General features: G+C 41.2%; 13 protein-coding genes, 1 tRNA gene and 1 rRNA gene. 11 read left to right on the top strand and 4 right to left on the bottom strand.

Features of this window, described 5'->3' with window-relative positions:
• Positions 1-237: 237 nt before the first annotated feature.
• The 4 genes from rrf (at position 238) to K5Q58_RS18185 (ending at position 1,687) form a co-directional block, all read left to right on the top strand.
• A 5S ribosomal RNA gene (rrf, locus tag K5Q58_RS18170) occupies positions 238-353 on the top strand.
• A 109-nt stretch (positions 354-462) separates the two neighbouring features.
• A tRNA-Asp gene (locus K5Q58_RS18175) sits at positions 463-539 on the top strand.
• 365 nt (positions 540-904) lie between these two features.
• The gene (locus tag K5Q58_RS18180) at positions 905-1,156 is read left to right on the top strand and encodes a YkgJ family cysteine cluster protein (RefSeq protein ID WP_220755275.1); all 252 of its coding nucleotides are present in this window, start codon (positions 905-907) and stop codon (positions 1,154-1,156) included.
• Positions 1,157-1,231: 75 nt separating this feature from the next.
• Positions 1,232-1,687, top strand: a complete 456-nt coding sequence (locus tag K5Q58_RS18185; protein WP_220755276.1) for an Rrf2 family transcriptional regulator — start codon at positions 1,232-1,234, stop codon at positions 1,685-1,687.
• On the opposite strand, the gene K5Q58_RS18190 is transcribed toward K5Q58_RS18185, so the two are convergent.
• The 4 genes from K5Q58_RS18190 to gpmM all read right to left on the bottom strand — a co-directional run bounded on the left by K5Q58_RS18190 (position 1,662) and on the right by gpmM (position 6,381).
• Positions 1,662-2,414, bottom strand: coding sequence for a divergent polysaccharide deacetylase family protein (locus K5Q58_RS18190; RefSeq protein ID WP_220755277.1), 753 nt, complete (start codon positions 2,412-2,414; stop codon positions 1,662-1,664). The genes K5Q58_RS18185 and K5Q58_RS18190 overlap by 26 nt on opposite strands.
• A 12-nt stretch (positions 2,415-2,426) precedes the next feature.
• On the bottom strand, positions 2,427-3,569 hold the full coding sequence (locus K5Q58_RS18195; protein ID WP_308443255.1) for a S41 family peptidase: 1,143 nt from the start codon (positions 3,567-3,569) through the stop codon (positions 2,427-2,429).
• A gap of 135 nt (positions 3,570-3,704) precedes the next feature.
• Positions 3,705-4,838 (bottom strand): murein hydrolase activator EnvC, encoded by a 1,134-nt coding sequence (locus K5Q58_RS18200; RefSeq protein WP_220755279.1) that lies wholly within the window; start codon positions 4,836-4,838, stop codon positions 3,705-3,707.
• Between the two features lie 10 nt (positions 4,839-4,848).
• On the bottom strand, positions 4,849-6,381 hold the full coding sequence (gene gpmM, locus K5Q58_RS18205) for a 2,3-bisphosphoglycerate-independent phosphoglycerate mutase (RefSeq protein ID WP_220755280.1): 1,533 nt from the start codon (positions 6,379-6,381) through the stop codon (positions 4,849-4,851).
• A gap of 363 nt (positions 6,382-6,744) precedes the next feature.
• On the opposite strand from gpmM, the gene K5Q58_RS18210 reads away from it, so the two are divergent.
• The 7 genes from K5Q58_RS18210 to K5Q58_RS18240 all read left to right on the top strand — a co-directional run bounded on the left by K5Q58_RS18210 (position 6,745) and on the right by K5Q58_RS18240 (position 13,884).
• Positions 6,745-7,179 carry a rhodanese-like domain-containing protein gene (locus K5Q58_RS18210; RefSeq protein ID WP_220755281.1) on the top strand — a complete coding sequence of 145 codons (435 nt, stop codon included), beginning with the start codon at positions 6,745-6,747 and terminating at the stop codon, positions 7,177-7,179.
• Positions 7,180-7,389: 210 nt separating this feature from the next.
• A complete protein-coding gene (gene secB, locus K5Q58_RS18215; RefSeq protein ID WP_220755282.1) occupies positions 7,390-7,878 on the top strand; it encodes a protein-export chaperone SecB in 489 nt (162 codons plus the stop codon).
• A gap of 5 nt (positions 7,879-7,883) precedes the next feature.
• Positions 7,884-8,900: an NAD(P)H-dependent glycerol-3-phosphate dehydrogenase gene (gpsA, locus tag K5Q58_RS18220; RefSeq protein ID WP_220755283.1), complete on the top strand. Its 1,017-nt coding sequence runs from the start codon at positions 7,884-7,886 to the stop codon at positions 8,898-8,900.
• Positions 8,901-9,044: 144 nt separating this feature from the next.
• Complete coding sequence (locus K5Q58_RS18225) at positions 9,045-10,229, top strand: NAD(P)/FAD-dependent oxidoreductase (protein ID WP_220755284.1); 1,185 nt, start codon at positions 9,045-9,047, stop codon at positions 10,227-10,229.
• Positions 10,230-10,540: 311 nt separating this feature from the next.
• A complete protein-coding gene (locus K5Q58_RS18230) occupies positions 10,541-12,202 on the top strand; it encodes an AarF/ABC1/UbiB kinase family protein (RefSeq protein WP_220755285.1) in 1,662 nt (553 codons plus the stop codon).
• A 79-nt stretch (positions 12,203-12,281) separates the two neighbouring features.
• Positions 12,282-13,103: a PhzF family phenazine biosynthesis protein gene (locus tag K5Q58_RS18235; RefSeq protein WP_220755286.1), complete on the top strand. Its 822-nt coding sequence runs from the start codon at positions 12,282-12,284 to the stop codon at positions 13,101-13,103.
• Positions 13,096-13,884, top strand: a complete 789-nt coding sequence (locus tag K5Q58_RS18240; protein WP_220755287.1) for a phytanoyl-CoA dioxygenase family protein — start codon at positions 13,096-13,098, stop codon at positions 13,882-13,884. Before K5Q58_RS18235 ends, K5Q58_RS18240 begins: the two co-directional genes overlap by 8 nt.
• Positions 13,885-13,946 lie beyond the last annotated feature (62 nt).

Raw genomic sequence — 13,946 nt, forward strand, 5'->3', positions numbered from 1 at the left:
ATAGGCAGGGTGTGTAAGCGTTGTGAGGCGTTGAGCTAACCTGTACTAATGACTCGTGAGGCTTAACCATACAACCCAGATGAGTTTTTATCTGAGTTGATGGTAACTAGATTTATTACTTACTGTTGAAGGTAAGACTTAGTGAAGAATTTAAAGCGCTTAATAAAGTAGAAAACTCAAGAAACAAACAGCTTTCCGAATTTAGTTAATTGCGATAAGCGATTAACACCGAATTTGCTTGGTGACAATAGCATTGTGGTACCACCTGATCCCATCCCGAACTCAGTAGTGAAACGCAATAGCGCCGATGATAGTGTGGGGTCTCCCCATGTGAAAGTAGGTCATTGCCAAGCGCCTAATTTACTCGAAAGAGTAGCTTTATTACGATAAAGCAAGTCTCCTAACCTTGACAAGTTAGCGACTTAAAAAGCATTTAGCATTACGCGCAAGCATTTTGCTAAAGGAGCGGTAGTTCAGTTGGTTAGAATACCGGCCTGTCACGCCGGGGGTCGCGGGTTCGAGTCCCGTCCGCTCCGCCAACACAAAGACGAAAGCCTCATCGAAAGATGAGGCTTTTTTCGTTTCAGCTTTTGGATAAGTCCTATTACTTCTTGTTTCTACAGAGTGATAGGGCTTTTTGCTATCTAAGGCTTTCTTTAAGCGTAATTGATGACCTAGATTAATGCGTTTTGATATGGGTTACTGTTAAGATCGACTTTAGCTATCAGTTTTAGGTGAGTTAAATTGGTATAAGTGAAAATTACACGCCAAGTATATTAGCTAAAAATTTTACATAACTCTCACTTTAAACTTAAAGATGTATTTTATGTGCTTTTTATAGCAAAGATGTTTTTATATTAGGCATTAGTAAGATATATTGCTGCTTTAACGCTTAGGTAAAATTATGAATTGTCGTCTTGGTTGCGGTGCATGCTGCATTGCACCTTCTATTACTAGCCCTATACCTGGAATGCCCAATGGTAAACCTGCAGGTGAGCGCTGTATTCAGTTAAATGATGATAATCTATGTAAGATATTTGGTGATCCTTCAAGACCGAAGGTATGCACTGATTTTACAGCAACTATTGATGTATGTAGCACGAGCAATGAGCAAGCTTTATGGTTGATCACCGACTTAGAGTCTTCAACCTCCTAAGCTGCTAACGACAACGTTAGTATATACACAAAGCAATATTATTTAAGAAGTACAATTTAACGCTGGAACAAACTTATGCAACTAACACGATATACAGACTATGGCATTCGTATTTTAATGTACCTTGCTGCACAACCGAAAAGAGAAACGTTATTTCGCATTGCTGAAGTGACGACTGTTTTTGAGCTGTCATCAAATCATGTTGCTAAGATCATTCATCATTTAGGTAAGCTTGGATATATTCAAACTATCCGAGGTAAAAGTGGTGGATTTAAATTAGCGGTGAAGCCTGCTGAGATTAATCTAGGGAAATTAGTGGGTGAACTCGAACCTTCATTAGCCCCTGTCAACTGTACTGAGCCTTACTGCCGTTTTACGCCAGCATGTAGCCTTAAAGGTATTCTAGCGAAGGCCGTTGCTGCGTATATGGAAGTGCTAAATGAATGTACTTTGGCTGATATCGTCAAGAATGCTGATGAGTTAATGGAGACATTACCTGATCTTTCTATTTCAGTACTTGAGCTGAGCTAGTCCCTTCATTTTTTGCCATTGCGACAGGTAATAACTTCGAGGTATGAACTAAGTTAATACCTTTAGCTTCTAGTCGGTGAAGGTTCTGATTTAAAAAGCGCACTGTTTCTGGGTAAGGGTGCGCAATGACTACTATATTGCCATCTGTTTTTGCCTTTCTAATAATTTGGCTAAATTGTTTTTCTAAAGCATGTTCACTGACATCATTATCTAGAAATATTTCTCTTCTCAATAATGGCACGCCATATTGCTGCGCCTTGTCACTTGCCTTGCTAAAGCGAGTGGTCACGCTATCGACAAAATACAGGTCTTTTTTCTTCAAGCTTTCCATTAACCAGTTCATTGGGTTATCTAATTGAGTTAGTAAACTGCCCATATGGTTATTAGCACCTTTAGCATATGGGATGTTATCAATCGATGCTTTCAGTTGGTTCTTAAGCTGATGTTCATCCATGTCATTGGTTAAACCACCATCCCCAAGCTTTTTGCCATTGAGTGCCTGCATTGGAATATGCAACATAATTTCATTGCCTTGTTGGTGACCTTGTTGAGCCAATGTTTGACCTAAAGGGGTGTGAGGTAATACTGATAAGGTGACGGTATTTGGTAACGACAACACAGCTTCATCAGATTGACGATATCCAATATCGTCAATGATGATAGCGATGTTTGTTGCTTGAACGGAACCACATACGAGTATAGCTATTAATAAAAATATATTGCGCACAGAGTCTGCTTTTTAGTTATGAGTAGTTATCCATGCAATAGCTGAAGAAATCTGACCATCCTGTGGTTCATCATATTGCGCAGTTGATTGCTCAATTATATCCAGATAATCAGAATTTAGAATAGTTTCGTTTGATATTTTAATATCCGGTTCAATACCTTTGCTGTGAATGTCATTGCCATGGGGAGTACTGTACTTTGCTATTGTTAGTTTAATTGCATTACCCATCTCTAACATTGGGATAAGACTTTGCACTGTACCTTTACCAAAACTGGTTTCACCGACTAAGGTTGCTCGATTATTTTCTTGTAGGGCTGCTGCGAGTACTTCTGATGCAGAAGCTGAACCTTTATTAATTAATACCACCATTGGAATGTCTTTAAAAATGGTAGGCTGTGATGCGTAATACACTTCATTGGCATCAAAAAAACGACCTTCTGTAGAGACGATTAACCCCTTCTCTAAAAATAAATCTGCAATGCTAATCGCTTGACCCAGTAACCCACCTGGATTGTTACGCACATCTAAAATCAGGCCGTTCAACTGCTGGTTTTCCCAAAGTTTAGCTTGTTTGATGATGGCGCTAGTTGCGTCGTGTTGAAATGAGTTTAACTGTATATAACCAATGCCATCTTTGATGATTTTAGCGTTTATTGATTCGATATGAATCAGCTCAGGGTTTAAGGCAAGTTTAAATGGCTTATTTGTATCACGCTCAATAGTTAGATTGATGGTTTGCTTGTTATTACTGTTTTGCTTGATATCCATGAGCACGTCAGTCAAATTGCTGCTATCAATCACAGTATCGTTAAGTTGAAGTACTTTATCACCGGGTTGCAGATTTGCTCTTGCAGCAGGTGAATTTGGGTAAGGGGTAATGATGGTGATTTGGTCATCGTCGGTGGCGACTTCAAATCCGTAGCCATAGTACTGACCGCTATTACTGTCATTAATGCTTTGGTAGTCGTCCGAGTCTAAAAAGCCTGAATAAGGATCGAGGTTTGTAAAAATGCCGTCTATAGCGAATTCGATTAAATCTTCTCGGTCAACATCATTGAAGTAATAGGTGTGGATGGTGTCGATAACATCTAAAAGCAGAGTGTAGCTGTATTCTGATTCGTATTTATAGTGCTGCTCAGAGCTGGATAGGCTCATTGAAAGCGCCACCGAAATACCTAACAAAAAACATAATAAATAACGTGCGAATTGCATCATAACCGCCCTAAATACCATTAAGGTATAGTTAGGGCGTCGGTTAAGTCAGCGAATTCGGTATTCCTAGCCTATTGTTTATCGACAATATTTCGCTGGGTTAACGGCTTGCCCTTTGTGTCGTATCTCAAAGTATAGGCCAGATTCTGTTTGTCCGCCTGAACTCCCGACTAGTGCAATTGATTCGCCTTTTTGAACCGTCTCACCTGGTTGAATTAATAGTGCCTGAGCATGGCCATATAGACTCATGTAGCCTTCGCCATGGTCAACTACCATTACCATACCAAAACCACGAAGCCAGTCGGCATAAATGACAGTACCAGGGGCGACGGCAGTAATACTACGTCCTTCTGGAGCCGCAATGACGACCCCTTTCCAACGTATTTGTCCAGAACGTCGACTGCCAAATTTAGAGGCTAAATGGCCTTTAGTTGGCCATTTTAATTGACCACGTTTTTTGGCTAATCCATCCATTTGCGGGTTATCTTTAGCGGCTAACAAGGCTTGTTCGATAAGGCGCTTTAAGCTGGCTTCTTCAATTTGCATTTGCTCTAACTCAGCGCCTTTACTGGTTAAGGTTCGCTGAATTTGCGCTAGAGTTTGTTGGCGTTGGCTTTGCTCTTTATTAAGTTGCTGCGCTTGTTGTTTTTGTTCGATGATTAGAGCATTGAGTTTTTGTTGCTCGCTAACTTGTTGCTCTTTAATTGCCTCTAATTGTTCAATGGTGGTTTTGAGGTTAGTAATAGCCGCAATGCGAGCATTATTGAGATATTGGTAATAAGCCAGCATACGTTCAACTGTCGCTGGATTTTGCTGGTTTAGCATCATTTTTGAATAGTCATGATTACCAGCTAAATAGGCACTAGATAATTGCTTCGACAAGGTTTTTTGCTGAGTAATACGGCGTTTATCTAATTCAACTTGCTCAACTTCTAGCTCACCTAACTTGGTGTTTACTTGAGTCAGTGAAGCTTGAGTGAGGTTGACTTTTTGCGCGGCGCTTGAAATAGCTTGCTCATCTCGTTTAAGTAACGAAATGAGCTTTTCACGTTGACGACTGCTGTCTTTCAAAGAGTTTTGCTGTTGGTTAATCTGCGCTTGAATGGCTTTAAGCTCAGATTGACGCTTATCCAGATCGGCACTTTGAACTGATGATGAAAGTATCAGAAAGCCAGCAAGTATGCTGGCTTTAAACAATAGTCGTTTTTTCACGAGTGGCTATTTACTCTTTGAGTTTAATGATTGAGTGGCCTGTCATTTCTGATGGCACTTCTTGTTCCATCAAGGTTAACATAGTTGGCGCTATATCGCTCAATCGGCCACCGTCTTCGATAGTGGCATCACGTCCAACATAAATGAACGGCACTAACTCGCTGGTGTGGGCTGTATGTGCTTGACCTGTTTCTTCATTCGTCATTTGCTCTGCGTTACCGTGATCCGCAGTAATTAAACATTCGCCACCTACTTTTTGCAGTGCATCAACGACTCGACCTATACAGGCATCAACGGCTTCACAGGCTTTAACTGCGGCGTCAAAGTTACCAGTGTGGCCAACCATGTCGCCATTAGGATAATTACAGATGATCACGTCATACTCAGTAGATTCAATTGCAGCAACCAGTTTGTCGGTTAACTCGGTTGAATTCATTTCTGGTTGAAGATCGTAAGTTGCTACGTCTGGTGACTTAATTAATTCACGGCTTTCACCTTCAAATGGCTGCTCTTTACCGCCATTAAAGAAGAAAGTCACATGTGCATATTTCTCAGTTTCTGAAATACGTAACTGGGTCTTACCTTGATTTTGCAAGGTTTCGCCTAAGGTGTTAACCAAATCTGTCGATGGAAATGCCACTGGCACTTTGATGTCATCAGCATAGTTGGTGAGCATGACGAAGTTAACTGCTGGAGTAACAGCACGTTCAAAACCATCAAAGTCAGCGTTAACAAAACTACGAGTAATTTGACGAGCACGATCGGCACGGAAATTCATGAAAATCAGCGCATCGCCGTCAGATAACGTTGCCGCTTCACCAATAGTTGATGCTGCAACAAATTCATCGTTTTCATCTCGGGAGTAAGCCGCTTCTAAAGCTTCAACCGCACTAGAGTAATTAAATTCAGCTTTTCCTTGGGTGATAAGGTTGTAAGTTTTTTCAACACGATCCCAGCGGTTATCACGGTCCATGGCGTAGTAACGACCAATGAGTGAAGCAACTTTACCATGGCCTAATTTTTCAAATAACGCTTCGAAATGAGCCAGTGAGTTTTTGGCACTACGAGGAGGTGTATCACGACCATCTAGGAAAGCGTGCAAGTAAACTTTAGTTGCGCCACGTTCAACTGCCATACGACACATGGCTTCAATGTGGTCTTCATGGCTGTGAACACCACCTGGAGACATAAGTCCCATGATATGCACAGCGCCATTATCACTAATCGCTTTGTCGATAGACTCACACAAGGCTTGGTTTTGAGAAAATTCGTTATCAGCAATAGACTTACTAATACGTGTTAACTCTTGATACACAATTCGGCCAGAACCGATATTGATGTGACCCACTTCTGAGTTACCCATTTGGCCATCAGGTAAGCCAACATCTAAACCAGAACCGGAAATCAAACTGTGTGGATATGTAGCATTCAATTTATCTAGAACCGGAGTGTTAGCGTGAAAAATTGCATTTTGATGCGTATTTTCGCGATAGCCCCAACCATCTAAGATAAGGAGTGCCAATGGACGCTTTTGAGTCGCCATGGAAATACCTCTATATGAAAGTTTAAAGTTTATGAGAAGGTTAAAATTTTAATTGTATGAATATTACTACTTATGCAGGCGCTGAAAAAGTAATTTACTTTCATCTATGGGTTTCAGACAAAGATTATTGCAATAAGGGTATAGCCCTAGCGTCTAAGGGACTTGATGAATTATTTGCAATAAAAGCGCTAATACAGTGGTTTTAAGCAAAGCTTGTTAATTAAATGCAATCTTTCATCGTTAAAGTGGCATTAATAAATCATCAGAGTCGAGGAATAGGTGCGAACTTGCTGCATTATAAAGACGCAATCGGTATACTCTGTGGCTTATTAATTTTAGCCATTTTTAAAGTAGGCAGAGAAGATGCAAGAATATATTGAATTTTTTCAAGCGAACCCAGTTTTAAGTATCGCATGGGTTGGTTTGTTCATTGCTGTTGTAGTCACTACGATTAAAGCGGCAACCTCGAAAGTTGTTAATATCAATACCCAAGAATTGACCATGTTAATGAACAAACAAGACGGCAAAGTCATTGATGTTCGTTCTCAAGAAGAGTTTCGTAAAGGCCACATCGTGGATGCGATAAATGTACCTTTGTCTGAAATTAAAAATAATAAAGCGACTGCCCTTGAAAAGTTTAAAAGCAGACCCATTATTACTGTATGTAGTGCTGGCATGACGTCTTCGCAAGCTGCTCAACTTCTTGTAACCCAAGGTTTTGAGAATGTGAGTAACCTAAAAGGCGGCATGGGTGACTGGACAGCAGCTAACTTACCGACTGTTAAAGGTAAGAAGTAAAGATAACCAGCTACTCGCTGATGCTAAATGTTAGCGAGTACAACAAGATCCTACTTTTATAAAGGGCTTACAGGCGTTTTGTTAACGAGTTAGATCAACTTTAATCGGGATGAACTAAAATAAGGCGATTTGCCTCGTTTTAGGAATAAAAGCCCAAATCTAAAATTAGCTTCATAGAAAAGCTAAAACACAATTTGAAGGTAGAAAATCATGGCTGAAGTAGCTAACAACGAAGAACAAGCACCACAATTCAACATTCAACGCGTATTCACTAAAGACGTTTCATTTGAAACGCCAAACAGCCCTGCTGTTTTCCAAAAAGAATGGAACCCAGAAGTTAAGCTTGATCTAGACACTCGTAGCAACAAACTTTCTGATGACGTGTATGAAGTGATTCTTTCTTTAACTGTTACTGCTCAAAACGGTGAAGAAACTGCTTTCTTATGTGAAGTTCAACAAGCTGGTATTTTCTCAATCACTGGTTTAACTGAACAGCAACTTGCTCATTCATTAGGTGCTTACTGCCCTAACGTATTATTCCCATACGCACGTGAAACAGTAGGTAACTTAGTATCTCGCGGTACTTTCCCACAGCTTAACCTTGCTCCTGTGAACTTTGACGCATTATTCGCGCAATATGTTCAACAACGTCAGCAAGACGCAGCTGCAGCACCCGCTGCAGAAGAAGCTAAAGCTTAATCAATATGAATAATACGACTGAAATTACGGTACTTGGGGCGGGGTCTTACGGCACCGCTCTTGCTATTTCTCTCGCCAGCAGTGGTCACAAGACCTTGCTTTGGGGCCATGAGCCTGAGCACATGGAGACCCTTGCCAAAGAACGCGCTAATAATGCATTTCTGCCAGGAATTACTTTTCCTGACACACTTGAATTAGAAACCGACTTAGGTAAAGCACTTGCAGCGAGTAAAAATGTTTTGGTTGTGGTACCAAGCCATGTATTTGGTTTAGTACTCAAGCAGGCCAAACCTTTATTACGAGATGATGCTCGCATTGTCTGGGCCACTAAAGGATTAGAGCCTGAAACAGGTCGATTACTGCAAGATGTTGCTCGTGAGCAACTTGGGGACGCTTTCCCGCTAGCAGTATTATCAGGACCGACGTTTGCCAAAGAACTGGCTGCCGGTATGCCGACAGCCATTTCAGTTGCGGGTACATGTGCTGACTTTACTAATGATTTAGTAGAGCTATTACATAGCCCGAAACGTTTACGTGTTTATGCCAACGATGACTTTACTGGCTTGCAATTAGGTGGCGCGGTTAAAAACGTTATCGCAATTGGTGCAGGTATGTCTGATGGTATTGGCTTTGGTGCTAATGCTCGCACAGCGCTTATCACTCGTGGATTAGTTGAATTAACTCGTCTTGGTGTGGCATTAAATGCTGATGCTAATACCTTTATGGGTATGGCTGGTTTAGGTGATCTAGTGCTGACTTGCACTGATAATCAATCACGTAACCGCCGATTTGGTTTGGCGCTAGGTAAAGGCAGCGATGTCGATACCGCCCAAGAAGAAATTGGCCAAGTGGTTGAGGGTTATCGTAATACTAAAGAGGTTTACACTTTAGCTAAACGTCTTGGTGTTGAAATGCCAATTACTGAGCAAATTTATCAAGTACTTTATCAAGGTAAAGCACCTGTAGATGCGGCTAAAGAACTATTAGGGCGTGAGCAAAAGTCTGAAACTATCTCAGAATAACGTCAGTGTGAATACGACTAAAAGGGTGCTAATATAGCGCCCTTTTTTGTGGCTGATGAAAAATCCGCCAATAATGCAGTTTGTATATTATTTGTTTGAAAATTTGCTGCCGTAAACGCAGCTGCTGAATAAGAGAGTAATCTAGTGACACATCACGATGTAATTATTATTGGCGCAGGCGCAGCAGGATTAATGTGTGCTTCTACCGCAGGCTATCGAGGTCGTGATGTATTGGTATTAGATAATGCCAAACAAGCTGGGAAAAAAATTCTGATCAGTGGTGGTGGTCGTTGTAATTTTACCAATCAAAAAGTTGAGCCGCATAACTTCTTATGTGGCAACAGTCACTTTGTTAAATCAGCATTAGCTCGTTATCGCTCAAGTGATTTTATTGAACTGGTTGAACGTCATGGTATTGAATATCACGAGCGCGATCATGGTCAGTTATTTTGTAATGATTCAGCTAAAGAAATCGTCACCATGTTGATGACTGAGTGTGAGTGGGCAGGCGCTAAAGTCCAACTGCGCACAGAAATGACTAAGGTGAGCAAAAATGACCAAGGTCAGTTTGAATTGCAAACTTCAAATGGCGATTATTCTTGTGACTCATTAGTGATTGCTACTGGTGGCTTATCAATGCCGAAGTTAGGTGCATCACCTTATGGATATAAACTCGCTGAACAATTTGGCTTATCAGTCTTGCCAACCCAAGCAGGTTTAGTGCCTTTTACTTGGCACACTGAGCAAAAAGAACGTTTTGAGCCACTTTCTGGTATTGCTGTACCATCCACTATAACCGCAGAGGATGGCACTCAATTTAGTGAAGCACTGCTATTCACTCATCGTGGCTTATCAGGCCCTGCAGTATTACAAATATCCAATTACTGGCAAGCAGGTCAGGCAATCAAGATTGATTTATTACCTAATGAAAGTGCTAAAGATAAGATTGAAACAGCCTTAACGAATAACCCTAAGCAAAGCTTACGTAACACCATAAGTCAGTGGTTACCTAAGCGTTTAGTTGAAACATTATTTGAAACAGCACTACTTGATAAAGCACTAAACCAACTTGGTCATGGTGAGCGAGATCAAATCGCTAAAGACCTCAACGAATGGTCGATTGTGATGAATGGTACAGAAGGTTACCGCACCGCCGAAGTGACCTTGGGCGGCGTCGACACCAATGAGTTGTCATCGAAAACCATGGAAGCTAAAAACGTTGCTGGTTTATATTTCATTGGTGAAGTCATGGACGTCAGCGGTTGGCTAGGAGGCTTTAACTTCCAATGGGCTTGGTCATCTGGTGTAGCTGCAGGTATGGCGATTTAGCTGTGTAGAGACGGTAAACTCTCAAACTCGATAATCTTTTCTTTATAAAATTGTGTTTGGCTGTAATTGCAGCCAAGCGTATGTCTCTACTTAATTCTTTCCTTAGTTCTTTCATCGTCCTTCTTGATGAACTCAGCTTGCAACCTGATCAATAGCTTCTTTTTGGGATTAGTCTTTTACCTTATATCTCTAAGTTTTTGTATTTGTTTGTGGTTATATCTATTACAGTATTTACTACGATATTTATGCAACATTCCACCAATACCTACATGTGCTTCCTCTACAAAATGCGAAGGCACCAAGGAGATTTGATGAAGTTATCCGATATCAAACAACTGATGAATCACTCCGAGCGCTCTCGGCAAATTATTACAGTATTGGTTAAGTACGGTTTGGCTAACTGGATTAAAGAGCACAATCCAGAGTTTATTAAGAGTGTTTTTGTTGGCGACTCAGGCCAACGTTTGGTGTCGTTATCATTTGCTGTAAGGTTACGGTTGGCATTTAGCGAATTGGGTACCACCTTTATTAAGCTTGGGCAGATCCTCAGTACTCGCGCTGATTTAGTTGGGCAAGAAGTGGCTGATGAACTGACTCGGTTACAAGCTGATACCCCTGCAGACAGCCAAGACTTAGTTATCCAAACTATTGAATCTGAATTCGAACACTCCTTTGATGGCATCTTTAGTGAGTTTAGCTTTACGCCTCTAGCATCAGCCTCTGTGGGGCAAGTGCATCAAGCAACAACGGTTGATGGGCAAGAGGTGGTAGTAAAAGTTCAGCATGCGGGAATTGAAGATAAAATTCTTGCTGATTTAGAGATTTTAAAGCGCTTAATGCCGTTAGCTGAGGTGTATCAAAAGGAACTGAAATTTTATCAGCCTTCCCGTTTGATTGCTGAATTCACCAAAACGCTACTCAACGAACTTGATTATGTTAAAGAAGCGCGCAGTATGCAGCGGGCAAGTAGCTTCTTTAGCAATAATCCTGATGTGCATATTCCTGAAGTTTATCGCCAGTATTCAAGTAAGCGAGTGTTGGTGATGGAATGTTTAAAGGGCGAGAGCATCGCTAAACTCCAAACACATCAAGCTGAACGCGACGCCAATAAAATTGCCACAACGGGCGTTAAAGTCTATTTAGACATGATTTTCGAGCTAGGCTTTTTTCATGCAGATCCTCATCCTGGCAATATATGGCTACTTGAAAATAATCAATTAGGGATCCTTGATTGGGGAATGACCGCACGTCTGAGTCAGGGCATTCAACAACGCTTACAACACTTGTTGATTGCATTAGCGGAGAAAGATGCAGCAGAACTGACCTATCAAGTGATTCAAATCTGCCAGGCTCAACCACAGCTAGACAAGGTTATCCTTGAGAAGGATATAGGTGAGTTTGTTTATGAATACTTAGAAGTTGAAATGAATGAAGTTGCCTTAGTCGAAGTGCTCACTGAGTTTATCCGCATTATTAAGCACCATAAACTTGTCATCCCAACCGAAATATCCATGCTAATTCGAGTATTAATTATGCTCGAAGGTATGTCGAAACAAATCGACAGCAGTATCAGTCTTGCTGATGCCATTAGTCCTTATGCATTGAAGATGAAAGCGGCGCAATTCGCCCCTAAAAATGTACTTAAGCAAACCATAGCTTCATCGACCCGTTGGCAACGAATTATCAATAAATTGCCTGAAGATATTGAGCTACTGACTCAAAAAATTACCAATGACCATTTTGATATCAATCTTAACCACCGTAATTTAGACACCATTATTAATCGTCTTGTTTATGGGGTGCTAAGTGGCGCTATTTTCCTTGGTGGTTGCATGGTACTCAGTAGTAAAGTGCCGCCACTCTATGAAGGCGTGTCTATTATTGGTTTTGGCATTACCGCTATCGGCAGTTGGCTAGCAGCTAAATTACTATTAGCTGTCTGGCGTTCTGGTGATTTATCTAACAAGAAATAGTTAAGTGCGAGCAGCATTAAGTACTGGGCAATATATAATTGAGCCAGTCAGTTGAGGTCAGTCAGATGGAATTAATCAAATGGAATTAGATATATTTGTGGTGGATGCATTTACCGATAAGCAATTTGGTGGCAATTCAGCAGCAGTGGTGCCAGTAGAGGATTGGCTCGCTGTCGATTTAATGCAATCGATTGCTAGTGAAAATAATCTATCAGAAACCGCGTTTATTAAACGAGTTGACCTAAACCATTATCAAATTCGCTGGTTTTCACCCATAACTGAAATTGATTTCTGTGGTCATGCAACGCTGGCAGCTGCCCATGTGCTTTTTAATCAATTCTCTTGTGTGGGAGAGGTATGCTTTTCAACTGACAAAGTGGGCGATTTAAAGGTGACCCAAGTTAGCAATGCAGACTCTACAGCAACACCAAGCGCAATTGAAATGAGCTTCCCTAATTTAAAACCTGAGATAGTTGAATCGGTTCCTAATGCATTAACCGCAGGATTATCGGTTACGCCAAAAGCAGTGCTTAAAAATCAGCAGGCTTATTTTGCTGTAATGGATTCGGCCGCGGATGTGATTAACCTTGAGTATCAATCTGAATTACTAGCATTGCTGGCGCCTTTAGATGTTGTCGTCACTGCGCAAGCTGATGCTACGAGTGAATATGACTGTATCTCGCGCTACTTTTGGCCTGCCAATGGCGGTGATGAAGATCCCGTTACAGGCTCCATTCATGCGGGATTGGCGCCATATTGGTCTGAGCAATTAAATAAGACTGAGCTGGTGGCTTTTCAAGCATCAACTCGAGGTGGAAAGTTATGTTGTCGCATCAGTGATGACCGAGTGTTTGTTTCTGGCTGTGGCAAGTTGTATCTCAAAGGCAGGATTTATGTCTAAGCCGCTTACTGAAGACCTAAGACAGCTTTATCTGCGAGATGGTTTTGTCAAAGTAAGTCAGTATTTTTCGGCAAAAGAAATTGCTGATATAAAAGTGGTGATCGATGAATTCCATCAAGCTTGGCTTGCTGACAATCAAGACTTCTACCACGCGAAAGCAGTTAACTCAGCGTATTTAACCTCTGATAAATACTTAGTCCGTCAGCAACGCAGAAGGTTATTTGAGTTTATTGGTTCCAATAAAGTGAGGCAGTTAATCCATTCTACACCGCTTGAAAAAGTGGCCTTCATGAACAGCCAACTATTTTTTAACCCTTTTAACCCTAATCAAGCAAACTATTGGCATCGGGATCCGCAGTATCACTTATCGGTTGATGAACAGCGCCAAGTACTGCAAGGGCATGATGTTATCCATTGCCGTATTGCACTGAGTGATGAACCTGGAATTGAAGTGATACCAGGAACCCATAAACGATTTGATAATGATAACGAGTTAGCGGTAAGGCTTGAGCAAAAGGGTAAACAAAACAGTGACTCGCTAGCGAATAGCCTCGCAGTGCCATTGAACAAAGGTGATGTATTGCTGTTTTCGGCCAATATGATCCATCGAGGCTTATACGGTAAAGACCGATTAGCGCTAGATTTATTATTTTGTGAGGCGCTCGAAGAGTATGCCGCCTTTACTGACTCTAGTTGCTTACCTGATGCCCATCAGTGCTCCACGCTTGAGTGGCCTGCTCCTTTTGAATATGCTTTAGCTTTCAAAAAAGCCTTTAATTAAGAAATGATATATTTTGTTATAAGCACTAAATGACAGCGATGTCATTTAGTGCTTGCATCTTA

The organism is Shewanella sp. KT0246 (assembly GCF_019654955.1).
Lineage (GTDB): Bacteria > Pseudomonadota > Gammaproteobacteria > Enterobacterales > Shewanellaceae > Shewanella > Shewanella goraebulensis.